Annotated in this window: 22 protein-coding genes, 2 tRNA genes and 1 riboswitch; of the genes, 15 read left to right on the plus strand and 9 right to left on the minus strand. The window is 42.7% G+C overall.

The window, feature by feature from the left end; all coding sequences use genetic code 11:
• Positions 1-4: 4 nt before the first annotated feature.
• The 4 genes from J3P43_RS01340 to J3P43_RS01355 all read right to left on the minus strand — a co-directional run bounded on the left by J3P43_RS01340 (position 5) and on the right by J3P43_RS01355 (position 4885).
• On the minus strand, positions 5-2821 hold the full coding sequence (locus J3P43_RS01340; RefSeq protein ID WP_255898197.1) for a TonB-dependent receptor: 2817 nt from the start codon (positions 2819-2821) through the stop codon (positions 5-7).
• A 164-nt stretch (positions 2822-2985) separates the two neighbouring features.
• A complete protein-coding gene (locus J3P43_RS01345) occupies positions 2986-3405 on the minus strand; it encodes a thermonuclease family protein (protein WP_255898199.1) in 420 nt (139 codons plus the stop codon).
• A gap of 1 nt (position 3406) precedes the next feature.
• Positions 3407-3562, minus strand: a complete 156-nt coding sequence (locus tag J3P43_RS01350; RefSeq protein ID WP_255898201.1) for a hypothetical protein — start codon at positions 3560-3562, stop codon at positions 3407-3409.
• Between the two features lie 72 nt (positions 3563-3634).
• On the minus strand, positions 3635-4885 hold the full coding sequence (locus tag J3P43_RS01355; protein WP_255898203.1) for a Fic family protein: 1251 nt from the start codon (positions 4883-4885) through the stop codon (positions 3635-3637).
• Positions 4886-4947: 62 nt separating this feature from the next.
• Between J3P43_RS01355 and J3P43_RS01360 the strand changes: the two genes are divergently transcribed.
• The 8 genes from J3P43_RS01360 (at position 4948) to J3P43_RS01395 (ending at position 11196) form a co-directional block, all read left to right on the plus strand.
• Positions 4948-5454, plus strand: a complete 507-nt coding sequence (locus J3P43_RS01360) for a GbsR/MarR family transcriptional regulator (RefSeq protein ID WP_255898205.1) — start codon at positions 4948-4950, stop codon at positions 5452-5454.
• A gap of 61 nt (positions 5455-5515) precedes the next feature.
• Positions 5516-6340, plus strand: a complete 825-nt coding sequence (locus tag J3P43_RS01365) for a DCC1-like thiol-disulfide oxidoreductase family protein (protein ID WP_255898207.1) — start codon at positions 5516-5518, stop codon at positions 6338-6340.
• Between the two features lies 1 nt (position 6341).
• Complete coding sequence (locus J3P43_RS01370; RefSeq protein ID WP_255898209.1) at positions 6342-7268, plus strand: TIGR01777 family oxidoreductase; 927 nt, start codon at positions 6342-6344, stop codon at positions 7266-7268.
• A gap of 4 nt (positions 7269-7272) precedes the next feature.
• Positions 7273-7707 carry a hypothetical protein gene (locus J3P43_RS01375; protein ID WP_255898212.1) on the plus strand — a complete coding sequence of 145 codons (435 nt, stop codon included), beginning with the start codon at positions 7273-7275 and terminating at the stop codon, positions 7705-7707.
• Positions 7708-7709: 2 nt separating this feature from the next.
• Positions 7710-8681, plus strand: coding sequence for an MBOAT family protein (locus J3P43_RS01380; protein ID WP_255898214.1), 972 nt, complete (start codon positions 7710-7712; stop codon positions 8679-8681).
• A 1-nt stretch (position 8682) separates the two neighbouring features.
• Positions 8683-9183: an SRPBCC family protein gene (locus J3P43_RS01385; protein ID WP_255898216.1), complete on the plus strand. Its 501-nt coding sequence runs from the start codon at positions 8683-8685 to the stop codon at positions 9181-9183.
• Positions 9146-9643: a hypothetical protein gene (locus J3P43_RS01390; protein ID WP_255898218.1), complete on the plus strand. Its 498-nt coding sequence runs from the start codon at positions 9146-9148 to the stop codon at positions 9641-9643. The genes J3P43_RS01385 and J3P43_RS01390 overlap by 38 nt, the downstream gene beginning before the upstream one ends.
• 773 nt (positions 9644-10416) lie before the next feature.
• Positions 10417-11196 carry a phytanoyl-CoA dioxygenase family protein gene (locus J3P43_RS01395; protein ID WP_255898220.1) on the plus strand — a complete coding sequence of 260 codons (780 nt, stop codon included), beginning with the start codon at positions 10417-10419 and terminating at the stop codon, positions 11194-11196.
• A 451-nt stretch (positions 11197-11647) separates the two neighbouring features.
• Here the strand turns inward: J3P43_RS01395 and J3P43_RS01400 are convergent.
• Together J3P43_RS01400 and J3P43_RS01405 are read right to left on the minus strand one after the other, a co-directional pair.
• Positions 11648-11719, minus strand: a tRNA-Glu gene (locus tag J3P43_RS01400).
• Positions 11720-11748: 29 nt separating this feature from the next.
• Positions 11749-11824: transfer RNA gene (locus J3P43_RS01405), tRNA-Met, on the minus strand.
• A 114-nt stretch (positions 11825-11938) separates the two neighbouring features.
• On the opposite strand from J3P43_RS01405, the gene era reads away from it, so the two are divergent.
• The 3 genes from era to J3P43_RS01420 all read left to right on the plus strand — a co-directional run bounded on the left by era (position 11939) and on the right by J3P43_RS01420 (position 14464).
• Positions 11939-12817, plus strand: a complete 879-nt coding sequence (gene era, locus J3P43_RS01410; protein ID WP_255898222.1) for a GTPase Era — start codon at positions 11939-11941, stop codon at positions 12815-12817.
• A 122-nt stretch (positions 12818-12939) separates the two neighbouring features.
• Positions 12940-14241, plus strand: coding sequence for a ribosome biogenesis GTPase Der (der, locus tag J3P43_RS01415; RefSeq protein WP_255898224.1), 1302 nt, complete (start codon positions 12940-12942; stop codon positions 14239-14241).
• A gap of 1 nt (position 14242) precedes the next feature.
• Positions 14243-14464 (plus strand): hypothetical protein, encoded by a 222-nt coding sequence (locus J3P43_RS01420; protein WP_255898226.1) that lies wholly within the window; start codon positions 14243-14245, stop codon positions 14462-14464.
• 3 nt (positions 14465-14467) lie between these two features.
• Here the strand turns inward: J3P43_RS01420 and J3P43_RS01425 are convergent, their stop codons facing one another.
• Positions 14468-16075 (minus strand): S41 family peptidase, encoded by a 1608-nt coding sequence (locus J3P43_RS01425; protein ID WP_255898228.1) that lies wholly within the window; start codon positions 16073-16075, stop codon positions 14468-14470.
• A gap of 113 nt (positions 16076-16188) precedes the next feature.
• Here J3P43_RS01425 and murQ point away from each other — a divergent pair, with 113 nt between their 5' ends.
• The 4 genes from murQ to metF all read left to right on the plus strand — a co-directional run bounded on the left by murQ (position 16189) and on the right by metF (position 22736).
• Complete coding sequence (murQ, locus tag J3P43_RS01430; RefSeq protein WP_255898230.1) at positions 16189-16995, plus strand: N-acetylmuramic acid 6-phosphate etherase; 807 nt, start codon at positions 16189-16191, stop codon at positions 16993-16995.
• 111 nt (positions 16996-17106) lie between these two features.
• Entirely contained in the window at positions 17107-17673 is a 567-nt protein-coding gene (locus J3P43_RS01435) for a hypothetical protein (RefSeq protein ID WP_255898232.1), read from the plus strand.
• Positions 17674-17814: 141 nt separating this feature from the next.
• A riboswitch (SAM riboswitch) is annotated at positions 17815-17926 on the plus strand.
• A 132-nt stretch (positions 17927-18058) separates the two neighbouring features.
• Positions 18059-21721, plus strand: coding sequence for a methionine synthase (gene metH, locus J3P43_RS01440; RefSeq protein WP_255898234.1), 3663 nt, complete (start codon positions 18059-18061; stop codon positions 21719-21721).
• A 61-nt stretch (positions 21722-21782) separates the two neighbouring features.
• Complete coding sequence (gene metF / locus J3P43_RS01445) at positions 21783-22736, plus strand: methylenetetrahydrofolate reductase [NAD(P)H] (protein ID WP_255898236.1); 954 nt, start codon at positions 21783-21785, stop codon at positions 22734-22736.
• A gap of 50 nt (positions 22737-22786) precedes the next feature.
• Here metF and J3P43_RS01450 read toward each other — a convergent pair whose 3' ends face one another.
• Positions 22787-23392 carry an HAD family hydrolase gene (locus tag J3P43_RS01450; RefSeq protein WP_255898238.1) on the minus strand — a complete coding sequence of 202 codons (606 nt, stop codon included), beginning with the start codon at positions 23390-23392 and terminating at the stop codon, positions 22787-22789.
• 4 nt (positions 23393-23396) lie between these two features.
• Positions 23397-24704 carry a threonine synthase gene (gene thrC / locus J3P43_RS01455; protein WP_255898240.1) on the minus strand — a complete coding sequence of 436 codons (1308 nt, stop codon included), beginning with the start codon at positions 24702-24704 and terminating at the stop codon, positions 23397-23399.
• Between the last annotated feature and the right edge of the window lie 213 nt (positions 24705-24917).

Here is a 24917-nt window from a genome sequence, read left to right on the forward strand (position 1 = left end):
TTCCTTAATTTTTTGGCTTAATTCCTCCGCCCATTTTGTTAAAATCCCAGATTAATGAGAATAGTGCGTATCGCCTGATGGTTGTATGGTCGCTCTGTGAGTTTGAGTTATCGTAACTCTGTCTGCTAAAACCGGTATTCTGATTTAACAAATCGTTACCTGACACAGCAAATTTCAAACTTTCATCCTTCAAAAACTTTTTGGTTAGTGTGGTAGTCAAAATGAAAAAGTCGATATCCTGATTAAACGTTTTTGTCCTCTTGGTTAAGGTGTAGCGGTAATCAGCACTAAGCTGGAGCTTCCCCGGTAATTCGACACTGAAAGAACCATTGGAGTTGAAACCGCCACCGCTATTATCGGTACTTTGGACGGTAGACTTATTATTGTTGAAAGAAGGGCCTAGTGAAACATTGAAATTGTACTTTTTAGCAACATAATGTGACGCGTTGAGATTAACCGAATAACTGGTTCTGGTCAATGAATTCAAGATCCTTTCCGGATCATCGCTATTACGGATATAGTTGTAATTCTTGCTTCCGTCTACTCCCGCCGACAAACCTAAGGTGAAGCCCAGGCTCTTAATTTTTCGGCTGAAACTGGCATTCAAATAATAATTTGAAGACATTTTGCTGGTAAGATTAACTGACTGGTATTCACTGGCTCCTTTTGAAGTATCAGTCACCGTATATCCAATAACAGGGTTAACGGTAAAAGAATACGAGCCATAACCGTACATATACTGTTCAGATAGTACTTTGTACGAATTATAATTTACATTGACAGAATTTCTGAACGACGGGTTTAAGTCAGGGTTTCCGCGAGAGATAAAAAGCGGATTATTGTTCACCCGTACCGGCTGAATCTGGCTTATACTGGGTTGTTGAGTACTCCCATTGTATCTTATACTCAACCCCTTATACTGCGAAAACCTGTACTGATAAGAGGCCTGAGGACTGATGTTGATAAAGTTCCTTTCAAATTTATCATCTCTCAAAATGTCTATTTGCTCAAGCTTTACCGCGTTAACCTTCGCCCCTATATTAGCAATATTTTTACCTTTCTTCAAATTTAGAACCGCGCCCCCCTGATTAGAACTTTGATTATAATCGAAGTTGTTACTAAAATTTTCGTCAAAAATATCATACACCCCCTGCCCCGACTTATTAAAGGATTTCCTGTCTGATGAGCTGCTGTTAAGATTCAGGCCGTAGTTTAATACGAGTGAAAGAGTTTTAGATAATGGCTCGGTATAAGTAATGTTAGAGTTAATTGCCGAACTCTTGGAATTTGATGTTTTTAATTGATCGAGGTTCTCAAAATGGGTAAAAGTCCCGCTTTCATCATAAAAATCATTCTTTGACAATACCAGCCCCTCGTCTTCACCTCTGTTAAATGTCTGGCTAAGCAGCATAGACAATGTCCTTCCGGTTTTCTTTAGCTTTTTTGTATAAAAAATACTGCCAAAGAACGATTCGTTTTTCCCCTCATTATTCGAATTACGGGTATTCTTATTTTGAAGAGCATTATTTCCCCTCATATTCATACCCTCATCAACATCGGCCCTTTCAGTGTTTCTTAAAGTACCGTCGGCAACAACTTTAAGGTCTGACGTTGAATCAATTTTTAAAGTATAAGTAACATCTAGCTTTTGTCTGAAGGTATTATTTCTAAAAGTAGAAGAATTGGCTCCGGTGAACATTGCAGCAGAATCTCTGCCATCCGCAGTCAGTCTCCTTAAACTGGTTTGCGACTGGTTACTTCGAACACCCTCAATCGTGAGCCCACCTGCTTTATAGTTCATATTCACGGTCTCTCTGTCTTTGTTCCATTTGGCATCGTAATGCACTCCGCCTGACTGTGAGTAGGGAATCCCCTCGCCGTTGTAACGTAAGTCATCTCTGTTGTTTGAGTAGAAGTAGCCCTCTTCGGACATTTGCATACTTGATGCGCCGTACTTATTAGCATCGTCCCAGCTCATTGCTTTACCGGTGTTTGCTATCGTACCATAGGCAGATATTTTTCGTTTAGCCTTGAACGCATTGAACATTCCCTGCCCCTGGTAATATTCGCTGTTTCCACCTCCCGCGTCTACCTTACCGAAATACCCCTTTTTCTTATCCTCTTTTAATTTGATATTAATCGTCTTGGTCTTTTCGCCATCGTCAATTCCGGTAAAAGTAGCCTGGTCGCTTTTTTTATCATAAAGCTGTACCTTATCCACCATATCTCCCCTGATATTTTTTGTGACCAGCGTGGGATCGTCGCCAAAAAACTCTTCACCATCCACTAATACTTTGCTCACGGTTTCACCCTGGGCTGTAATTTTCCCGTCTTTATCTACCTGTATTCCGGGTAACTGCCTTAATAGATCCTCTACTTTAGAATTGGGTTCTATCGTAAAGCTTCCGGCATTGTACTCTGTGGTGTCGCCTTTAATTTTGATCGCAGCTGCCTTCCCTTTGATAATTACATCGGCCAGCAATTTGGATTTAAGCAGTAAACTAATGCGGCCAAAGTCCACGGATTGTTTGACCGAATCGAGGGTAAAGTTGTCGACGTAATCGGCATATTTAGGGTAAGTTACCAGGAGGATAAATTTCCCTGGCTTTAGATTATCCATAGAGAAGGCTCCTTCTGCGTTTACCCTTGTAAATTTCACCAAAGTAGAATCTTTTGAATTTAGAATACTGACAGAAGTGTTTTCAAGATTCACATTGGCAGATGTGTCGACCACCGTTCCCTTAATGGAATAAGTAGTTTGTGCTTTAAGCGAAAAAGATGTCAGGGAAATTAATATTATTGCCCATAAGCTAGATTTCATAATGAGGTTTTAAGTGCACCTAAGGTATAACTAATTTCTTAGTATTCAAGAAGCCTCTGATCTAAAAGCTATTAATTAACATTAATTAACAGTTAAGAGTATGCGGTTTAGTTCGGGAACTTGCGAGAATGCTAGGGGGAAAAGACGTCTTGGAATTGGTTCGATTACTTTCTTTGCAAGATAAGACGGCGGCTATCTTTTGATTTTCTGAATTCCCAGGGGGCGATGGCATTTTTCATACTCCAAATCCCCACCCGACTTCTTTTTGCGTAAAGCTCCAGAGTTGCAAAGTCTGCAGATTTATCAAATTTCCTATAATGCCAGGCTAAACCCGCTTTTAGTAGTTCGCGGTTAAGAATTTTTCCATCCGGCAAAATAACCAATCCGATTGCTCGTCCATAACGATCTTTGTTCAGAACCTGCACTGTAACCGTTTTTCCGAATGCTAATTGAGAGCTAAAGAGCTTTGCCTTAGTCCCAAAGTCCTGCTTTTTTTCGGGGCAATCTATTCCATGAAGTCGTACTCTGATCTGCTGGTTTTCGGATAAGACGGTCATGGTGTCCCCGTCGGCTATCTTAATCACCTTACCTTTTATAATTTCCTTGCACAAAGCCACCAGACTTATCGAAAGGAATAGCAGCATCAATATACTCCGCTTTCTCATCAGGGACGAAGATAAGGATTAAGGCATTTGCGCGGCGGAAGAATGATGGGTAAATGGCAATACTGAAATCATTCATAATATACCTCTTCAGGTAAATAGTTATTATTTAAAAGGTATTTAATCCCGAAAGGGTATAAGCAGAAAATATTCAATTAGGTTTCACTGCCTGCGTTAAATTTAGCTTATAACTAGTGCTTCTGCCACCGCCTTCGTCCTTCATAAGAATACTTTTCCCCACTAAATCCTGAATGTCGCGAAGAGCCGTATCTGTAGAGCAACTGCACATTTTGGCCCACTTAGAAACATTCAATTTTCCATAGAAATCATCCAGCATAGTGTCCACCATTTTCTGCTGTCTGCTGTTTAATGGGACGTCTTTGTTCGCTTCCCAAAAGCTGGCTCTTATATTTATCTTCTCTAATACCTGATCCGTGGCATCCATGGATCTGTCAAGACATTCCAGGAACCAAACAATCCACTCTGTGATATCCAACTTCCCTTTCTGCGTACTTTCCAGGATGTTATAATATGCACTCCTCTCCTTCTGAATCTGGGCAGACATACTATAGAAGCGTTGTCCGGTTCGGTCAGCACGCGCCAATTGGATATCAGTTATCGCTCTGGTAATCCGTCCGTTTCCATCATCAAGAGGGTGAATGGTTACAAACCATAAATGGGCAATCGCTGCTTTTAATACTAGGTCGATATCTTGCTGCTCTTCGAACCAGGTTAAAAACTCCGACATGTATTTTTGCACAAGTGTAGCAGACGGAGCTTCGAAGTGTACCTTCTCTCTGCCATAAGCACCGGATACTACTTGCATAGGACCTTTCTCATCTTTCCGCCACTCAGCGACCGTAATTTTAGAAAGGCCGCTTCGCCCGGTTGGGAATAATGAGCCATGCCAATTGAATAGACGCTCTTCTGTTAGCGGAGTGTTGTATTTCTGAGTAGCATCCAACATCATCTCAACCACACCTTCAACGTGTCTGTCTGTTGGGGTAATACCTGCCACTTCAATACCGAGGCGTTTAGCTATAGACGATCTTACCTGCTCAGAGTTGAGTATCTCGCCCTCTATTTCGCTCGATTTAACGACATCTAAAGTCAAAGTCTGGAGGATAGCTTCTTCTTTAAGCTTGAAGCCCACCGAATTCATTTGGCCAAATATTTTCCCTTGCCTGTATCTGATTTCACCAAGCTTTGCACTAAATTGCTGATAGTCCCAGGTGAATAATGGCCAGTTACTCAGTTCATGGATATACATAATTGCCGCATTTATGCGGTGAATGTAAGAATTATTTGCCGCACATTCTAATAATACGCCGCAAATTTGCGGTGATTTAACAAATATTTGCCGCAAGGCGCTATATGACCGGAATACCGCTATTCCATTCATTTAATCTTTATTAAACTTTCAATATATTTTGAAAGTTTAATAACTTCCTCTATATTTGTTCCATGGAACTGGCAGAAGCAAAGAAAAAGTTTATCGAGACATGGGGTAAGTTGGGATCTGAATGGGGTATAAACCGCACTATGGCACAAGTTCATGCTTTACTGTTGATTTCTCCCGAAGCACTCACTACCGAAGAGATAATGGAAACATTAAGTATCTCAAGAGGGAATGCAAACATGACCTTAAGGGATTTAATGGGCTGGGGATTGATTGAAAAGCAACATAAAGCAGGCGAGCGTAAAGAATATTTCTATGCTGACAAAGACACCTGGAACATTGCCCGTCAGGTAGCTAAAGAGCGGAGAAAAAGAGAATTAGACCCAGTTCTAAAGGCTCTAGATGAATTAACAAAGGTAGAAGGAGATGTAAACGATCCCGAATACAAAACATTCAATAAATCGGTTACTGATATCAATAAATTAGCTAAAAACGTGGATAGAACATTAGATACGATGCTTAAAGCAGAAGAGAGCTGGTTTTGGGGCTCAATTTTTAAAATATTCAAGTAGAATATTTTTTTATAACAATGTTTCAATTTTTACTGAAAATTCAATAATTATAAGCAGCATTATGAAAGCGCTTAAGAACCACCTCATCCTTTTCGACGCCGAGTGCCCTATGTGCCGCATGTATACTCAGGCATTTGTAGAAAGCGGAATGCTCGATAACGATGGCAGAACTGCTTACCAGGAACTTCCTGCCCAAGCTTGCCCAATGCTCGACCGGCAACGGGCAGTAAATGAAATCGCATTGGTTAACCAGGAAACAGGTGAAGTGACTTACGGAGTAGAGAGTCTGTTCAAAGTTTTCGCTGCTTCTTTCCCTGTGCTTAAGCCCTTGTTTTTATTTAGACCGTTCGTTTGGCTGATGAGTAAGCTCTATGCGTTTATTGCCTTCAATCGAAGGGTGATCATTCCTGCGCCGGTTGCAGCGAATAGTTTCGAGCTGCAACCCACATTTAAGCTAAACTACCGCCTGGCTTATCTCTTCGCCACGTGGTTGCTTACAGCAATCGTCCTTTCTGCTTACGCCAGCTTGATGACGGGCCTCCTTCCTGAAGGAAGTGTCTATCGCGAGTATCTGATTTGTGGTGGTCAGATCTTTTTTCAAGGAGCTATCATCAGCATCATTCACAAAAGCAAACGCTGGGACTATTTGGGCAATATGATGACTATTTCTTTTGGAGGAGCGCTACTCCTGTTACCGGTTCTGCTTTTGGCACAATGGTTCAATCTTCATCCGCTCTTTTGCGCCATTTGGTTTATGGCAGTAGCAGGTCTGATGTTATTGGAACACATCCGGAGGACCAAGCTCCTGGAACTTGGCTGGATGCTAACAACCAGCTGGGTGCTCTATCGCATATTGGTTCTTTTATTCATCCTTTTAACTAACTGACATGAAGTACAACAAGATCGTGCTGGCCGGAGGTAATGGATACCTCGGAGGAGTATTAGCCGAATATTACAGACCTCTTGCAAATGAAGTAATTATCCTGAGCAGGAAGAATAAGGCTGCCCACGGGAATATCCAAACGGTGCTTTGGGATGGCTGTACAAAAGGTGAATGGATAAAAAGCCTGGATGGTGCAGATCTGCTCATCAACCTATGTGGTAAAAATGTGAACTGCAGATATACAGAAGAAAATAAAGCCGGAATTATCAATTCAAGAATAGTTCCCACAGCGCTTTTAGGAACTGTGATCGCCGGGATGGACATTCCACCAAAGCTGTGGATTAACGTTACTTCTGCTACTATTTACAGGCATGCAGAAGATCGCCCGCAGGATGAGGAAACCGGAGAAATAGGCTACGGATTCTCAATTGATGTTTGTCGCCAATGGGAAGAAACTTTCTTTAACACCAATACGCCTCGTACCCGGAAGATCGCGTTGCGAATGGGCATAGTACTTGGTCGCAAAGACGCAGCATTTCCGCGCTTGCTTAACCTAGTAAAATGCGGCTTGGGAGGAAAACAGGGAGACGGACAGCAATACGTCGCCTGGGTACACGAACAAGATGCTGCTAAGTGTACCGAGTGGCTCATGAATCATGAAAAACTAGACGGAGTGATCAACTGCACGGCGCCCGAGCCTGTAAAAAACGCTCAACTAATGTCCATCATTCGCGATGCATACGGGCTTCCTTTCGGTTTACCTGCACCTGCATGGCTGCTCGAAATTGGTGCAGAAATAATTGGGACAGAAACAGAATTGATCCTGAAAAGCCGGTGGGTTTTACCTAAGCGCCTTCTCGATAGCGGTTACCCCTTTCTTTTTTCAAAAGCAGAGCATGCGGTGAAAGACCTTTTAAGTATTAGAACTTAATCCCATGGAAACACCTTTACCCAACCTTCAAACATTTATCTTTTTTGCAGGTCTGGCCCAAATTGCACTGGTTTTAGGAAGTATGGCAATTCCCAGGATCTTAAACTGGAAGACGGAACTAATGAAAGTTCAGACATTAATCAAACAGATGTTCTGGACCTATGCTGCCTACATCTTGGTCATAAACTTAAGTTTTGGCTTACTTTCAGTTTTCGCTTATAATGACTTGACTAATGGTTCTTTACTCGCTAGCACAATAAGCGGCTTTATCGCCATTTACTGGATTTCAAGAATAGTAATCCAGTTCTTCTATTTCGATCGGAAGAGTTTTCCAAGCGGCTTAGCGAACAGACTTGCGGAAGTGATATTGGTTGCCCTGTTTCTTTTCCTAAGTATAGTTTACAGTATGGCCTTTTATTACAACTATCAACAACTCTAAAGATGGAACCAATACTACTACATCTGGCTTACTTCATGTTATTAAATCTTTCAATTATTCTCATCGGATATTGGTTGGTTCGAAACACCCTGATATGGCACAGCTGGAGTTTGTTAGTATTGGGTATCCTTATAATTCATCTCATTTTTCTGAACGATCATCCAATAATGCGGATGCTAGCTTTGATCGCCACAACCTTTACGGCAATGAAAATAATCGCGGCAGCAGAAAGCTATAAGGGCAAACCACTTAGCCTTTCCTTGCTGCAATGGGGAGTATTTGCCATCGGATGGGCAGGTATGCGGGCACAGGTTTTTGAAACACTGGGCAACAAACCATTGCCGGATGCCTGGCCGAAAATAACCTTTGGCTTCAGCAGGATTTTAGCTGGCTTTCTGCTGATCTTTCTGGCTCATCACATGTTGACATTACCAATCGATGCCGATGTTCTTTATGTCATCATAACAGCAATTCTACTCGTTGCCTTCAGTTTAATCCTTCATTTCGGACTGCTTAGTATCAGTGCGGGCATGTGGCGCCTTTCCGGCGTGAGTACGTATTATTTATTCAAATCTCCTGCAAAGGCAAAAAGCCTGAATGAGTTTTGGAGCAAACGCTGGAACCTTGCTTTCAGTGAGATGACCTCAGTCGCTATATTCAGACCACTAAAAGGTAAAACCGGAGGTGCTGTCGCCTTGATGCTCGCCTTTGTATTTTCAGGACTGCTTCATGAACTAGCTCTAAGTGTCCCTGTAGACAACGGTTATGGCTTACCACTTTTGTACTTTATCATTCAAGGCATCATCGTACTTTTAGAGAAGCTATTACTTAATCGCAAGGTCAGGTTCTTGCAGAATAAAATTCTCTCCCGGGTATGGGTATTCTTTTGGTTAATAGCACCCATGCCTATGCTTTTTCATGATCATTTTATTAAGGAAATAATATGGCCTATTGCAGGCCTAAACACTATTTAATATGCCCAGATTTATCCTACGTACCCAAATAAATACTCCAATAGAAGTCTGCTTCGATCTCGCCCGAAGCATTGACCTCCACCTCGACACCATGAAACACACCGGCGAAACAGCCATCGCCGGAGTTACCAGCGGTTTAATTGGACTTGATGAAACCGTAACCTGGAAAGCCCGGCATTTTGGAATTATGATGACATTAACCAGTAAGATCACCGAATGCAGCTCTCCTCTAATCTTCACGGACGAAATGGTGACGGGCCCTTCCAAAATGATGAAACACAGACATCTTTTTGAACAAAAGCAGGGCTATACCTTAATGACTGATGAATTTGTGTACCAGTCGCCTTGGGGAATACTTGGCAAGCTGGCAGATGCACTGTTTCTCAGAAAATACATGCAGAACCTCATCAAACACCGCAATGAGGTTATCAGGCAAAAAGCAGAATCAACAACCTACCCTTCACATGAAAACCCAGGAACAACTCTTAAGAAGAAAGATTAAACGATGGATCATCTTCTTTATCGTAGCACTCATCTTAAGCGGAATTACCGCTTTTCCCATCGAAAGTCAGCTGGCCATCACGATGAATCACCTGGATGTTTTTCCCTTAACCATTCAACATTGGCTCAGCACCATTTATCATGCAGTTAAAACAACAAACGATAACTATCCATATCTCGCATATGGAACAGATTGGCTGGCCTTCGCCCATATCGTAATTGCTACAGCATTTATTGGCCCTCTGCGAGATCCGGTGCGAAATATTTGGGTAATACAATTCGGTATGATCGCGTGCATCATGGTATTTCCATTGGCTCTCATAGCCGGACTCATCAGACAAATCCCTTTTTTCTGGCAACTAATAGATTGTTCTTTCGGAGTAATCGGTATAATTCCGCTGTATCTATGCTACAGAAACATCAAAAAACTGGAATATCTGCAAACTACAACCTTATCTTAAAATCATGGACAAAAAGATCTACTAATTCCAACTCATGAAAGGCTTCATCCTTTCAAACGTCTTGCATTTAGTATCATCCGAATTACCAGGTATTTAAAGCCGAATCCAAATGTTTTAGTATATGCCGAATTTGTTATTGTGCCATTGCTGATGGGTATTATTTGCGCCTGGCGCTGGAAAGGTTTGGAGGTTAAAGCAGAGTACTGGTACTCCTCTCCTGCCTCAATGGTTTAATTGGAGTGCTTTTGAGCGCCGTCTTTCTTGGCGAAGGGGTAATCTGCCTGCTCATTGTATCTCCTCTCATTTTCTGCTTATCATTACCGGAGTATTTATTGGCAGGGTAATGTTTAAGAAAAGGAACCAGAACTTAAATGTGAGTGTCGTTTCACTATCAATTTTGCGTCAAATCCTCCGTATATCCTATCCGTATCAAAAGCTACTTTAATGCGTGACAAGGCATGGATTATGTAACCGGGATCAAAGCTTCCATCAGCCATAAAACGTGCAAAACACAAATCCTCACTGATTTTATGTGCATACTCCCTCATGTCGATTACGGCAGCCCCGAACAGCGCAAAGCAGCAATAGCCTATTTCATGCAGCGCGGCTACTCGTGGTTGCGCTGAAATTCATCTTTACCCTGCAGAACTTCAAGAAACAAGTATATTTGCGTATGAGAATGACCGTAATGTTATAATATAATTCCAGATCGTAGAGTGAATGCCTTTAAGAGGCACTTGCTGTGTATTCTTTGAACTTTATATTAAAATATTATGGACAACATCTTAAATCCACAACAAATACAATCCTTTATTGCAGACGGCTTCGTCCGCATAGACAATGCATTCTCTGCTGAACTTGCGAGCGAAGCGAGGACTATACTTTGGAAAGACCTCCCCGTAGACCCTATTGACAATACCACCTGGACACGTCCAACCATCTGGTTGGGTATGTATACTCAGGAGCCCTTCGTCAAGGCTGCCAATGCGCCTATTCTTCATAAAGCATTCGATCAGCTGGTTGGTAAAGGCAAATGGAATCCCTGCATGAGTATGGGGTCCTTCCCTGTCCGTTTCCCTTCAGCAGTTGATCCTGGCGATACGGGCTGGCATGTAGATGCTAGTTTCCCGGGGGCTAATCCAACTGATTATTTTAGCGCACGCATTAATGTAAGATCAAAAGGCAGGGCATTGCTAATGCTCTTTCTATTTTCCGATGTCTCGGAACGGGATGCACCAACCAGAATTCTAAGGGGTTCGCATCTGGATGTTGCCAGACTGTTAAAACCGGAAGGCGAAGCAGGGCTGTCTTTCATGGAGCTGGCAGCGAAGTTGCAGGAATTACCAAAAAGAAAAGAGGTGTTGGCTACTGGAAAAGCAGGGACGGTATACCTCTGTCATCCGTTCCTGGTGCACGCCGGACAGCAGCACAGGGGGCTGCAACCTAAGTTTATGGCGCAGCCGCCATTGTTACCTAAAAGCGATTTTAGCCTTGAGGGTGTAGGGCCGCTTAGTCCTGTCGAGGAAGCAATAAGAATAGCGTTAGATTATTAGCTATATGCTTAACGTTTCAGGCCTTTGATAAAACGGTTCGGAGCTTCTCCCAGTCGCAGCCATCATCCCGCTTTACGATGAGTAGAGCGGGATTCGGCACGAGGAGAACTGCAGAAAGGGGTTAGGATGAAGATGTTATCAATCTACTACCAGTTCAAAATTCTGTATCACAGATTCCTTCCGTTGATAACGATCGAAAGACGCTGTTCCCCCGGTACTAAAGACCAAAACGAAGGCTACTTTAATGCATGAAGGGATGGATAATTAAAACCGCAATTCTTCGCTTCAATAATCAGTAGATATCAGTAATCGAGGAAGACTATACCATTACCTGCGAATCATTAACACTCACCATCCCCCCAAGTATTTTGCTTGATCCCATTTTACACCCTGTTCGGCATCAACCTAAAGCCCGAAAACAACAAAAGCGATCATTTCTGATCGCTTTTTGTAGCCCGTAGGGGAATCGAACCCCTGTTTCTAGAATGAAAATCTAACGTCCTAACCCCTAGACGAACGGGCCAAAAAAAGAAGCGTTCGTAAACACTTCTTTGGTAGCGGGGACCAGACTCGAACTGATGACCTTCGGGTTATGAGCCCGACGAGCTACCAACTGCTCCACCCCGCACTATCGCAATTCTTTGTTTTCGGCCTTAATTACTTAATTCCTTACTCCCTGAATTGGACTGCAAAGATATATTTCGTTTCTTTGCAGTCCAAATGTTTTTTAAAATAATTTTCAATGTCGCATAAAGCAGGATTTGTGAGTATAGTTGGCAAGCCGAATGCAGGGAAATCTACCCTGATGAACGCGCTTGTTGGCGAGAAGATGTCGATCATAACGCCCAAGGCCCAAACTACCCGCCATCGTATTATTGGCATAGTGAATGAAGAAGAGTATCAGATAATTTTTTCCGATACGCCCGGAGTGATCAAGCCAAAATACGGACTTCAGGAGAGCATGATGGGAATGGTGAATGAATCGCTGGTGGATGCAGACATTGTTTTACTGGTTACTGATATTAACGAGCGGTTTGACGAGAACGATATTTTAGAAAAGATAAAGAAAACATCTTCCCCTATTGCTGTAGTCATTAACAAAATAGACACCTCTACACAGGAAGAGGTGGAAGCTAAAATTGAATATTGGAAAGAGACACTGAACCCTGAAGTGATTTTCGGCACCTCGGCCCTTCACGATTATAATGTGGATGCTGTAATGAATTTTATTCTCGACAAGCTTCCCGAGCACCCGGCCTATTATGAAAAAGATACGTTAACCGACCGTAATGAGCGCTTTTTCGTGTCTGAAATTATCCGGGAAAAGATATTTAAGCTCTATCAAAAAGAAATTCCCTACAGCACCGAAATAATTATCACTGCATTTAAAGAAGAAGAAAACATTAACCGGATCAGTGCAGAGATTATAGTGGAGCGGGATTCGCAAAAGAATATCCTGATAGGCCCGGGTGGACAAATGCTTAAAAAAGTAGGCACCTACGCTCGTAAAGACATTGAAGAGTTCCTGCAAAAAAAAATATTTCTTGAAATGTTTGTTAAAGTGATACCAGACTGGCGTAACAGGAAGAACTATTTAAAAAGCTTCGGGTACGAAGACTAAAAAAATACAAGAAAAATAGAGACAAGAACCAAGGTACTGTCTCATAACAATAAACATAGGAACTCGAAGAGAAGCGGCGCAAGTCTTGATTCTCATATCTTGTTCCTGATTCTAGATAAACAATGAGTAATATCGTAGCTATAGTTGGACGGCCCAACGTTGGAAAGTCAACTTTATATAACCGCTTAACAGAATCGCGGAAAGCAATTGTGGACGATCAGAGTGGGGTTACCCGTGATCGGCACTATGGGGTGGCTGAGTGGATTGGAAAGCAATTTACAGTAATTGATACGGGTGGCTATGTGGCCCACTCAGAAGATGTTTTTGAAGCGGCTATTCGCGAACAGGTGATTATTGCCATAGAAGAAGCAACCGTTATCTTATTTATGGTAGATGTAACTACCGGAATTACTGACCTGGACGATAGCATTGCCGATCTTTTGAGAAGAAGCAAGAAGCCGGTCCTGGTTATCGCCAACAAGGTCGACAACAACAAATTACTGGACGATATCCACCAGTTTTACAGCTTTGGTCTTGGGGAGATTTATTCTATCTCGTCTATGACCGGCTCTGGGACAGGTGAGCTGCTGGACGAAGTCGTGTCGCACTTTCAAGAGGTAGATGAGGAGCCTTCCCTCCTTCCTAAATATGCCATTGTAGGCCGACCGAACGTGGGCAAATCTTCGTTAATCAACGCCCTCATCGGCAAAGACAGGAACATTGTTACTCCTATTGCTGGTACAACCAGGGATTCAATTCACATTCACTACAACCAGTTCGGGCATGAGTTTATGTTGATTGACACTGCCGGTCTTCGTAAAAAAACCAAGGTGAAAGAAAACATCGAATTTTATTCGGTGATGCGTACCATCAAAGCGCTTGAAGAAGCGGATGTGGTAATCCTGATGATTGATGCCGTCGAGGGAATGGAATCGCAGGACGTTAACATTTTCCACCTGGCCGAGAAGAACAAGAAAGGTGTAGTGATCCTGGTGAATAAATGGGATTTAATCGAGAAAAATAACAAAACTACCAAGGTTTTCGAAGATGAGATCAGGCAGCGTTTAGCGCCATTTTCGGATGTACCGGTTGTGTTTACATCGGTAACAGAAAAGCAACGGATTTTTAAAGCTGTTGAAGCTGCGTCGAAGGTATTTGAGAACAAGACCAAAAAAATCCCAACTTCAAAACTTAACGATACTCTCTTACCGATAATCGAAAATTATCCGCCGCCCGCTCTGAAAGGAAAGTATGTGAAGATTAAATACATCACACAAATAAATGCTTCATCGCCCATGTTTGCATTCTTCTGTAACCTGCCGCAATACATTAAAGAGCCTTATAAACGCTTCCTGGAAAATAAATTAAGAGAACATTTTGATTTCAGTGGTGTTCCCATTCAAATATATTTCAGACAGAAGTAATATGAAGAAGCTTTTATTTACACTTTGTTTTGCAACAAGTTTAGCGTTTGCCGCCTGCAGCGGCCCCACCGAAGAGTCCAGTGATCAGGATTCAATAGATGCAGCCAGATCTGCAGATTCGATGTTACAAAATCAGTTAAACGCTGACACATCGATGAATACAGATAGTACCGTAGACAACATGCCCACGGATTCTATGCAGAATCAATCGCAAAAACGTTAATTACTAAGGTTGCTTCAGTTCCTGAAGCGACCTTGCGATTGCCTTATCGCTTGCGTTAAGCACCTTAAAATAAGACTCCTGATCAAAATACACCTTTGCCAGCAATGCCTTTATTTCGGTATTGATAGCAGCGCGGGCAATTTCAACGGTCCTCCCGGTTGTTTTTATACCCTTTTTTAACGCCAGGGCGATTAGTTGCCGGTACTGAGCATCACTTAAATTAAACTCATTTATAATCTGCTTCAGAGAAGTTGGGTGATAGCCGTTTACCAGGCGACTGAACAGAAATTCTGTTAGTAAACCTCTGGCCCGCAAGGCATAATAAAACGAATTAAAAGCCGATGTATCCACTGGGATAAAGATATCAGGAGTAATACCTCCGCCACCGTACAACGTCCTTCCCAAACCAGTTTTATACGAATTCCTTTTATCAGATACACTATCTTTAACCCTGACAGGATTTACTTCCGGTTTTTCAAGACGCTTCGAAGCCTCATCAAAGTAGTCTTTCGGCTTCATTTTATATGGCCTTTGTATCGACCGGCCAAGTGGCGTGTAGTAGCGTGCAATTGTTAGATTCAAAGCAGAGCCGTCGCCGAAATTAAACTGTTCCTGTACAAGTCCCTTTCCGAAAGAACGGCGCCCGATAACAATTCCCCGATCTAAATCCTGTATAGCACCAGCCACAACCTCACTTGCCGATGCTGTTGTCTCGTCGATCAACAACACAAGTTTGCCCTGTTCAAACTTTCCGCTTTTTGTAGCAAAATAATCTGTCCTTGGTTCGTGCTCGCCCTGGGTATAAACTATTAATTGCTTATCCGGCAAAAATTCATCAGCCAGGGCTGTTGCAGCACTAAGGTACCCACCCCCATTGTGTCTCAGATCCACCACCAAACTTTTCATGTTTTCTTGCTGAAGGCGATTGACTTCGAGAGCAAAATCATCATCTGTGCGCGCTCCAAACTTGCTTATTTTGACATAGCCAACCGTGGGTGTCAGCATATATGCGGCATCTATACTGCTAACCGTAATTTTATCGCGCTTAACTAAAACATCCTTTTCACGGTTTGTTTCGCGGCCCTTCACACGCAAATTCACAACAGTTCCGGCTCTGCCTTTGATAAGGGGCACTATTTTTTCTGAAGAAATTTGCGCGCCTGTTATATTTTTCCCTTCTATAGCGGTAATTTTATCTCCAGCCTTTATTCCGGCTTTTTCTGCCGGCCCCGTTTTCACGGAGGTGATCAGCATCGTATCGTTCAACACGGTATACTCCACACCTATGCCGTAATACTTACCCTCCAGATCCTGCGACTGCTCTCTGGCCTTTACAGGCGGCAGATAAGACGAGTGTGGGTCTAAATGAGACAAGATTTGATTGATAGCTAGGTTTTGCAGCGTGTCTGCCTTAACGGGATCAACATAGTTTTCTTCAATGATGCCTAAAACCTGGTCAATCTTTTCCGGACTTGCAGAAAAAGGTGTAAAATCTCCGGTTTTTGCCGCGTCGCTTTCGCGTCCAAACTTGGGGCCAACGACCATACCAAGTGCAAGAATTCCTGCATAGCAGGAAGCTACTAATAAATTACTTTTCGTGGATGAATGCATGGAATAAGAGCGACCTAAAAATAGGCATTCGGCACGACAATGGAGGACTAAAAATTGTCAGAAAAAAGCTTTTTTTGAAGGGTCTTTTCTGAATATATTCCGACCTTTAAGCCATGGACAGAACCACCGAACAAGACTCATTATATACCGACCTGGAAAAGAAGTCGGTTAAGGAACTTTTGCACGGAATTAACCAAGAAGACAAAAGCGTACCACTGGCCGTAGAGAAGGCAATTCCACAAATTGAAAACTTGGTGGAAAAGATTGTCGAAAAGATGAAAGCCGGGGGCCGACTGTTCTATATAGGTGCCGGAACCAGCGGCCGTTTAGGGATTGTAGATGCTTCAGAATGCCCGCCAACTTACGGTGTACCCCATGATATGGTGATCGGAATTATCGCAGGCGGCGATTCGGCTATAAGAAAGGCGGTTGAGTTTGCAGAAGATGATACTGAACAAGCCTGGGAAGATCTATTAAAATTTACTATAAGTGATAAAGATGTACTCATAGGTATCGCAGCATCAGGCACTACTCCTTACGTTATCGGAGGATTAAAACGAGCTAACGAAGCAGGTGTACTCACCGGCTGTATTGTCTGCAACATAGGCAGCCCGGTAGCCGTAGAAGCAAAATATCCTATAGAGGTTGTAGTGGGGCCGGAATACGTTACCGGTTCTACACGAATGAAATCCGGGACCGCCCAAAAACTTGTTCTGAACATGATCAGCACCACCGTGATGATCCAGTTAGGAAGGGTGAAAGGAAATAAAATGTTCGACATGCAGCTCAGCAACAATAAATTGGTTAAAAGAGCCGTAAATATGGTTGTCGAAGCTACAGGATTAGATGAACAAACGGCACAAAAACTGCTTGATGAACATGGGAACGTGAGAGCTGCGGTGGAAATGTATAAAAAATAATGTGCAGATGAGGGGATGTACGGATGTGCATATTTTGCTAATTGCCAATCTGTACCTTAATAGAGTGCCGTCATTCGCACATCACAAACCTGCATATTTACATATTTAACAATGCACGAAATAGAACCTTTTTATCGCTGGCGCGACGATTACATAGCATCGGAAGATGAGCGTTCGCCATTTTATGAGATGGAGTACAGTGAGTTTGAATTCGATAAAAAGATCTACAACTATTACATCCATCCCCAATGGGATTCTTTTGGATCACAGACCTTGTATCTGAAAACACTTTTTGCAGACTATGATAAGCAGTATGCCATTATAGAGTTTATCGGTGAGTGGAACGATGCCATTTACAACGACATCATGCTCCTGAAACGAGAAATACTGGAACTCATGATAGATGAGGGCATCAATAAATTCATCCTGGTAGGAGAAAATGTTTTAAACTTCCACTCGTCAGACGACTCTTACTATGAAGAATGGTTCCAGGATGTTGAAGAGGGCTGGATTGCAGGCGTGAACTTCAGAGAACATGTTATCGACGAATTCAAAAGCAATAACATTGATTATTACATCAATTTTGGGGGCGAATTAGATCATATCGCCTGGAGAACACTTAAGCCCATCCAGTTTTTTAAAAAGGTGGAGGAGCAGTTGGTGAAACGGCTCACCTAGTGAACAATTTCTTTCAGGATGTCGGGCTGAGCTTTTCGAAGCCTTTTGAAGCTTCAGACATTAGTACAAACTAAACGAGCTGTGTCGACTTTAAGACTCTTATCCGTTTGCATTTTAAGATTTTTTATTGCATTTTTGCAACGCTTATTCAGAAAGACGGAGGGATTAGACCCTGCGAAGTCTTAGCAACCTGTGCTTACAAGGTGCTAAATTCTAACTGATTCCATACACCAAGGATGAAGAAAGATAAGTGAATTCAAAGCCGGATACCCGACTTTTCAAAATAAGCTTGCAAAGAGATATGAGATACTAGATTTGAGAATTGAGACCTTATGCGTCTTATCCGGTCTCACACCTAATATCTCACATCTCACATCTAAAAACAATGAGCATAAGAGAAGAATTAAAGAAGCGAATTTTGGTAATTGACGGGGCTATGGGTACAATGATCCAGCGCTACCAATTAACGGAAGAAGATTTCCGTGGAGAACGATTTAAAGACCACCCCTGCGATGTTCGCGGCAATAACGACTTGCTTAACATCACACGTCCCGACGTAATCAAAGCCATACACGCCGAATACCTGAACGCAGGCGCCGATATCATCGAAACCAACACCTTCAGTACACAACGCATCTCGATGGCCGACTACCAGATGGAAGATCTGTCGTACGAAATGAGCTACGAAGGAGCGCGCATTGCAAAAGAAATCGCCACAGAGTTCACTCTTAAGAATCCCGATAAGCCTCGTTTTGTTGCGGGAGCCTTGGGCCCCACAACTAAAATGGCTTCCATGTCGCCGGATGTGAACGACCCTGGTTATCGCGCTGTTAGCTTTGACGAGCTGGTAGATGCTTATTATGAGCAGATAAAAGGCTTGATTGATGGCGGCGCCGACGTATTGCTGTTTGAAACTATTACCGATACGTTAATAACAAAAGCAGCTTTGTTTGCTGCGAAAAATTACGAGAATGAAATCGGCCGTACGATCGAAATCATGATCTCGGGTACTATTACCGATGCCAGTGGCCGTACGCTTTCCGGTCAAACGGTGGAGGCTTTCCTGAATTCGCTGTCGCATGCAAACCTGTTGAGTATCGGCTTAAATTGTGCTTTAGGTGCAAAAGATATGCGTCCGCATATTGAAGAATTATCAGCCAAGGCAAGTTGTTATATTTCTGCATATCCAAATGCAGGCTTACCAAACGAATTTGGAGCCTACGATGAGGTCCCTCACGAAACTGCACATTTGGTGGAGGACTTTATTAAAAACGGCTTTGTAAATATTGTAGGTGGGTGTTGCGGCACCACTCCCGAGCATATTAAATGCATCGCCGAAAAGGCGGCAAAATATCCCCCAAGGGTTCCCGCTCAACCCGAACCCTTCCTGCGCTTAAGCGGGTTGGAGCCTGTAACACTAACTCCAGAGACGAATTTTGTAAATATCGGCGAGCGTACCAACGTAACCGGATCGCCGAAATTCTCGAAGCTTATTTTAAGCGGAAATTTCGAAGAAGCTTTATCGGTAGCACGCCAACAGGTAGAAGGCGGCGCCCAAATTATCGATGTAAACATGGATGAGGGGATGCTTGATTCTGAGGCTGCCATGACCAAGTTTCTTAATTTGATCGCCTCAGAGCCAGATATTTCAAAACTCCCAATCATGGTCGATTCTTCGAAATGGACAGTGATTGAAACAGGCCTGAAATGCCTGCAGGGAAAAGGCGTAGTTAATTCCATCTCACTAAAAGAAGGCGAAGAAAACTTTAAAGATTACGCCCGCAAAGTGAAGCAGTATGGCGCGGCTGTGGTAGTGATGGCCTTTGACGAAAACGGCCAGGCGGATTCATACGAACGTCGCATTGAGATCTGTAAGCGCTCGTACGATATTCTGGTAAATGAAGTCGGCTTCCCCGCGCAGGATATCATTTTCGACCCGAATATCTTAACGGTTGCCACCGGACTGGAAGAGCATAATAACTATGCAGTCGACTTTATCAATGCAACACGCTGGATAAAAGAAAACCTCCCCCTGGCAAAAGTAAGCGGTGGTGTTTCAAATATTTCATTCTCCTTCCGGGGAAATAATACTGTGCGCGAAGCCATGCACTCGGCCTTCTTGTATCATGCCATTAAAGCAGGCTTAGATATGGGAATTGTAAACGCCGGGATGCTCGAGGTTTATGAAGAGATTCCGAAAGACCTATTAGAATTGGTTGAAGATGTACTTTTAAACCGTCGCCCCGATGCTACAGAAAGGCTGGTGGAGTTCGCTGATACAATCAAGACCAAAGGAAAAGTTGTTGTGAAAGACGAAGAATGGCGAAAAGAAGGCGTTGAAAGCCGACTTTCCCACTCCCTCGTAAAAGGTATCATCGACTACCTTGACGATGATGTTGAAGAGGCCCGTCAGAAATATGCTAAGCCGCTCGAAGTAATTGAGGGTCCGTTGATGGACGGAATGGGCATTGTAGGCGATCTATTCGGTCAGGGAAAAATGTTTTTGCCACAGGTTGTGAAATCGGCCCGCGTAATGAAAAAGGCAGTCGCATATCTTTTACCTTTTATCGAGCAAGAAAAACTTGATAATGCCGACAGCAACCAGCGCAAAAATGCCGGTAAAGTTTTGCTGGCAACGGTTAAAGGCGACGTACATGATATCGGTAAAAACATTGTTGGAGTAGTTCTGGCATGTAATAATTTCGAAGTGATCGATTTGGGCGTAATGGTTCCTGCACAAAAGATCATTGACGAAGCAAAAGCCCATAATGTTGACATTATAGGCTTAAGCGGATTAATTACACCTTCGCTTGACGAAATGGTTCACTTTGCCAAGGAAATGGAACGCCAGGAATTTAAAATCCCGTTGATTATTGGCGGAGCAACTACTTCACGTATTCATGCGGCAGTAAAAATTGCTCCTAATTACTCAGGACCATCAGTTCACGTGTTAGATGCTTCAAGAAGCGTAACAGTTTGCAGTACTCTGATGAGCGATGAAAACCGGGATGAATATATCAACCAAATTCGCGGTGAGTACGATAAGGCGCGCGAAGCGCATCTCAATAAACGCTCGGATAAGCATTTCAAAACCATTGAAGAAGCTCGTCAGAATAAATTTCAGATTGGCCTAAACGGATCTCTTCCTCCAAAACCAGCTTTTTTAGGAACAAAGGTTTTTGCAAACTATCCGCTCGAAGACTTAGTCCCTTATATCGACTGGACTCCTTTTTTCCATACCTGGGAGTTAAGAGGTAGCTACCCGAGAATTTTTGAAGATCAGTACGTAGGTGACGAGGCTAAAAAGTTATTTGCTGATGCTCAGGAATTATTGAAGAAAATCATCTACGAAAAATTACTTGAAGCCAGGGGTGTCATCGGATTTTGGCCGGCAAACTCTGTGGGTGATGATATCGTATTGGATGTTCATGGATCAACTACAGTGATTCATACTCTTCGTCAGCAGGTAGAAAAAGCTGCCGGCGAACCGTATTATGCTCTGGCTGATTTCGTGGCGCCAAAGGAAACCGGAATTCCTGATTACTTTGGCGGATTTGCCGTTACCACTGGTATTGGTTGCGACGAATTAGTAGCTAAATATGAAAAGGATCACGACGATTATAATAGCATCATGGTTAAGGCCTTGGCCGACCGCCTGGCCGAGGCCTTTGCTGAAAAAATGCACGAGTTGGTGAGAAAAGAATACTGGGGCTATGCCAAAGATGAGAACCTAAGCAACGAGGAACTTATTAAAGAAAAATATGCAGGTATTCGTCCTGCTCCTGGTTATCCTGCCTGCCCCGATCATACCGAAAAAGAAACGCTGTTCCGACTGTTGGATGCAGAAAATGCAACCGGTATTAAACTAACAGAAAGTTATGCTATGTATCCAACAGCAGCCGTCAGCGGTTTTTACTTCGCTCATCCCGATTCACGCTATTTTGGTTTAGGTAAGATTTCTAAAGATCAGGTTGAAGATTACGCAAGACGAAAAGAGATGGATTTGGAGGTGGTTGAAAGATGGTTAAGCCCGAATCTGGGTTATTAAGTCGGACGTTAAGGAAATAAATAATTAAGAATTTTAAGCGCTCCGCCTGCGGCGGATTGGTATGAAAATAACTGAACACATAAAAAACGCTAACGGGAAAACGCTTTTTTCTTTCGAGCTGCTTCCCCCGGTAAAAGGTCAGCGTATTGAGAACATCTACGATGCCATTGATCCTTTAATGGAATTTAAACCTCCGTTTATCGATGTTACATACCACCGCGAAGATTTCATTTACAAACAGCACCCAAATGGCTTGCTCGAACAGGTTTCGTATCGCAAACGCCCTGGCACCGTGGCCATTTGCGCAGCGATTATTAACCGCTATAAGGTTGATGCAGTTCCGCATTTAATCTGCGGCGGCTTTACTAAGGAAGAAACTGAAAACGCTTTAATTGATCTCCAATTTCTTGGGATCGATAACGTATTAGTATTAAGGGGCGATGCTCGCAAAGGTGATGCAAGTTTCATCCCTACACCCGGCGGCCATGCTTATGCAACCGATCTTTTGCAACAGGTGGTAAACTTAAACCGTGGAGTTTATCTGCACGACAATAGCGATGCGCAGAAATCTGATTTCTGCATCGGTGTCGCAGCCTATCCTGAGAAACACTTCGAAGCTCCGAATATGAAAACTGACTTCGATTATTTAAAAATGAAAATCGATATGGGCGCGAATTTCATCGTTACTCAGATGTTTTTTGATAATCAAAAGTATTTCGATTTCGTAAATCTTTGCAGGGAAAATGGAATAACCGTTCCAATTATTCCGGGATTAAAACCGATCACTTCTTCTAAACAACTGGTTAGTCTTCCCAAAATCTTTCATTTAGATTTACCGGAAGATCTTACAAAAGCAATAACAAGCTGTACATCAGAAAAGGATGTGAAGGAGGTTGGGATTGAGTTTATGATTGAGCAGTGTAAAGAGTTGATAAAGTTTGGCGCGCCGGTATTGCATTTTTATACCATGAGTAATCCGGGACCAACAAAGAGGATTGCGGAGGCAATATTCTAAGCTATATTTTAGCAATCAGGCAACTAAGAGTTATCTGATTGCTATTTAAATTAAAGGCCACCTCTATCCACAAGCTCTGCGTGCAGTTCTTCCGGAGAAATGAAATGTATACTATCAATTCCCATTTTAAGGGCAGATTTTACATTTCTGAAATTATCATCAATAAACAGAACCTCTTCCGGCTTCAAATTATATCTGTCCAAAAGGATCTGAAAAAATGCTGGATCAGGCTTACGAATCTTCTCGGTGCCTGACACCACTACGCCGTCAAACCAGTTCAGAAAATCATATTTCTGCTTAGCTATTGGAAAAGTCTCGGCTGACCAATTAGTTAAGGCGTAGATCTTATATTTACCAAACTCCTTAAGTTGTTTAAAAATCTCTACAGTGCCTTCAATCGGGCCGTTGAGCATCTCTTCCCATCGTCCGTAATACGCTTTAATATTTTCTTCTTGTTCGGGATACTCCTTTATCAGCACTTCTGTAGCTTCCTGAAGTGTACGTCCTGCATCTTGCTCTTCATTCCAGTCATTGGTACAAATAGTCTCCAGAAAGCTTTTCATTTCGCTTTCGTCCGTAAAGATCTTTTGATAGAGATACTTGGGGTTCCAGTCGACTAGTACGCCGCCTAAATCAAATATTATGGCTTTAATCATGCGGCTAGCTATTTAAAAGGTAATTCTTAAACGCTGCAAAATCTGCTTTCATTTCCACAGCTTGCTTAGGTTTACCCTCCAATGCTTTCACTTGTTCGGGTATAGTTACACTTTCTGCGATTTCTCCCTGGTAAACATCCGGAAATTTACATGGATGAGCGGTCGACAGGAATACACCTGCGCTCGTTTCATCATTAAATTGTTTACGGTAATTCTCAATCGCCAGCCAGGCTATCGCTGTATGCGGACAAACCACATAATTGTATTCTTCAAATACTTTATAAACCGCCGCTCTGGTTTGTTCATCGGTATAACTTACCGCTGAAATCACTTTTTTAAGGGCATTTAAATCATCACTGAAGAGGTTCATAATACGCACCCAATTACTAGGATTTCCAACATCCATCGCATTTGAAAGTGTGGCAACTGATGGTTTCGGTTGGTAAACTCCGGTTTTGAAGAATTCCGGAACCGTGTCATTAGCATTCGTAGCTGCAATAAATTGTTTAACAGGAAGTCCCATTTTCCAGGCCAGTAAACCGGCGCCTATATTTCCGAAATTACCGCTTGGAACAGAAAACACCACCTCTTTTTTTCCCTCGCGCTTTAATTGAGCGTAAGCATTAAAATAATAGAAAGTTTGTGGCACCAACCGTGAGATATTAATGGAATTAGCCGACGTTAAGCGGAACTTTTCATTTAATTCATCATCGACAAAAGCCTGCTTAACCAAAGCCTGGCAATCATCAAAAGTTCCATCTATTTCGACAGCACGAATATTTTGTCCGTTAGTAGTGAGCTGCAATTCTTGTATCGGACTAACTTTTTCTTTCGGATACAGAATAGTCACTTGTGTATTTTCTACGCCTAAAAAGCCCAATGCTACCGCACCTCCTGTATCGCCCGAGGTGGCTACCAGTACATTTAGTGTCTTTTCGCCTTCTTCAAGGAAATAAGCCATTACACGGCTCATAAAGCGCGCTCCAAAATCCTTAAATGCTAAAGACGGACCATGAAAAAGCTCAAGAACGAAAGTATTTTCGTCCAGCTTCACAATTGGTGCAGGGAAATTGATAGCATCCTCAACAATTGCCTTCAAGTCATTATCGGGCATGGCATCCTGTAAAAGGCTCTTTGCAACCTTGAACGCGATCTCGGGAAGAGAATAATTCTCAATAGTATTAATGAAATCAGCGTCCAGCTGCGGAATGGTTAAAGGCATGTATAAGCCCTTGTCCTGGGGCATACTGTTGAATACTGCCTCTTTAAAATCTACTGCTGATGTTGGATTATTGGTGCTGTATAATTTCACTGTTCTTTCTTTTTGCTGCGAAGACGCGAAGACCCAAGATTGCAAGGTTGAAACCTTGATGCACTTGTGCTTTTGCCTACGGCTGGTTCTTTAATTGCTACAAAGGCGCAAAGGCTCCAAGTCCCTGTTTGTGTCTTGGCGACTTTGTGGCTAAATCATTCTTTATCTTAACACCTTGTCGAAAAGCTTTTAATGCCTCTCAGTGGCTAATTA

This window comes from Paradesertivirga mongoliensis (assembly GCF_024436395.1).
GTDB lineage: Bacteria > Bacteroidota > Bacteroidia > Sphingobacteriales > Sphingobacteriaceae > Paradesertivirga > Paradesertivirga mongoliensis.

What these genes read in the sequence shown, in the direction of transcription:
- J3P43_RS01340 (WP_255898197.1), bottom strand. Translation starts at nt 2,821, where the DNA reads ATGAAATCTAGCTTATGGGCAATAATATTAATTTCCCTGACATCTTTT.
- J3P43_RS01350 (WP_255898201.1), bottom strand. Translation starts at nt 3,562, where the DNA reads ATGAATGATTTCAGTATTGCCATTTACCCATCATTCTTCCGCCGCGCA.
- J3P43_RS01355 (WP_255898203.1), bottom strand. Translation starts at nt 4,885, where the DNA reads ATGAATGGAATAGCGGTATTCCGGTCATATAGCGCCTTGCGGCAAATA.
- J3P43_RS01360 (WP_255898205.1), top strand. Translation starts at nt 4,948, where the DNA reads ATGGAACTGGCAGAAGCAAAGAAAAAGTTTATCGAGACATGGGGTAAG.
- J3P43_RS01365 (WP_255898207.1), top strand. Translation starts at nt 5,516, where the DNA reads ATGAAAGCGCTTAAGAACCACCTCATCCTTTTCGACGCCGAGTGCCCT.
- J3P43_RS01370 (WP_255898209.1), top strand. Translation starts at nt 6,342, where the DNA reads ATGAAGTACAACAAGATCGTGCTGGCCGGAGGTAATGGATACCTCGGA.
- J3P43_RS01375 (WP_255898212.1), top strand. Translation starts at nt 7,273, where the DNA reads ATGGAAACACCTTTACCCAACCTTCAAACATTTATCTTTTTTGCAGGT.
- J3P43_RS01380 (WP_255898214.1), top strand. Translation starts at nt 7,710, where the DNA reads ATGGAACCAATACTACTACATCTGGCTTACTTCATGTTATTAAATCTT.
- J3P43_RS01385 (WP_255898216.1), top strand. Translation starts at nt 8,683, where the DNA reads ATGCCCAGATTTATCCTACGTACCCAAATAAATACTCCAATAGAAGTC.
- J3P43_RS01390 (WP_255898218.1), top strand. Translation starts at nt 9,146, where the DNA reads ATGAAAACCCAGGAACAACTCTTAAGAAGAAAGATTAAACGATGGATC.
- J3P43_RS01395 (WP_255898220.1), top strand. Translation starts at nt 10,417, where the DNA reads ATGGACAACATCTTAAATCCACAACAAATACAATCCTTTATTGCAGAC.
- era (WP_255898222.1), top strand. Translation starts at nt 11,939, where the DNA reads ATGTCGCATAAAGCAGGATTTGTGAGTATAGTTGGCAAGCCGAATGCA.
- der (WP_255898224.1), top strand. Translation starts at nt 12,940, where the DNA reads ATGAGTAATATCGTAGCTATAGTTGGACGGCCCAACGTTGGAAAGTCA.
- J3P43_RS01420 (WP_255898226.1), top strand. Translation starts at nt 14,243, where the DNA reads ATGAAGAAGCTTTTATTTACACTTTGTTTTGCAACAAGTTTAGCGTTT.
- J3P43_RS01425 (WP_255898228.1), bottom strand. Translation starts at nt 16,075, where the DNA reads ATGCATTCATCCACGAAAAGTAATTTATTAGTAGCTTCCTGCTATGCA.
- murQ (WP_255898230.1), top strand. Translation starts at nt 16,189, where the DNA reads ATGGACAGAACCACCGAACAAGACTCATTATATACCGACCTGGAAAAG.
- J3P43_RS01435 (WP_255898232.1), top strand. Translation starts at nt 17,107, where the DNA reads ATGCACGAAATAGAACCTTTTTATCGCTGGCGCGACGATTACATAGCA.
- metH (WP_255898234.1), top strand. Translation starts at nt 18,059, where the DNA reads ATGAGCATAAGAGAAGAATTAAAGAAGCGAATTTTGGTAATTGACGGG.
- metF (WP_255898236.1), top strand. Translation starts at nt 21,783, where the DNA reads ATGAAAATAACTGAACACATAAAAAACGCTAACGGGAAAACGCTTTTT.
- J3P43_RS01450 (WP_255898238.1), bottom strand. Translation starts at nt 23,392, where the DNA reads ATGATTAAAGCCATAATATTTGATTTAGGCGGCGTACTAGTCGACTGG.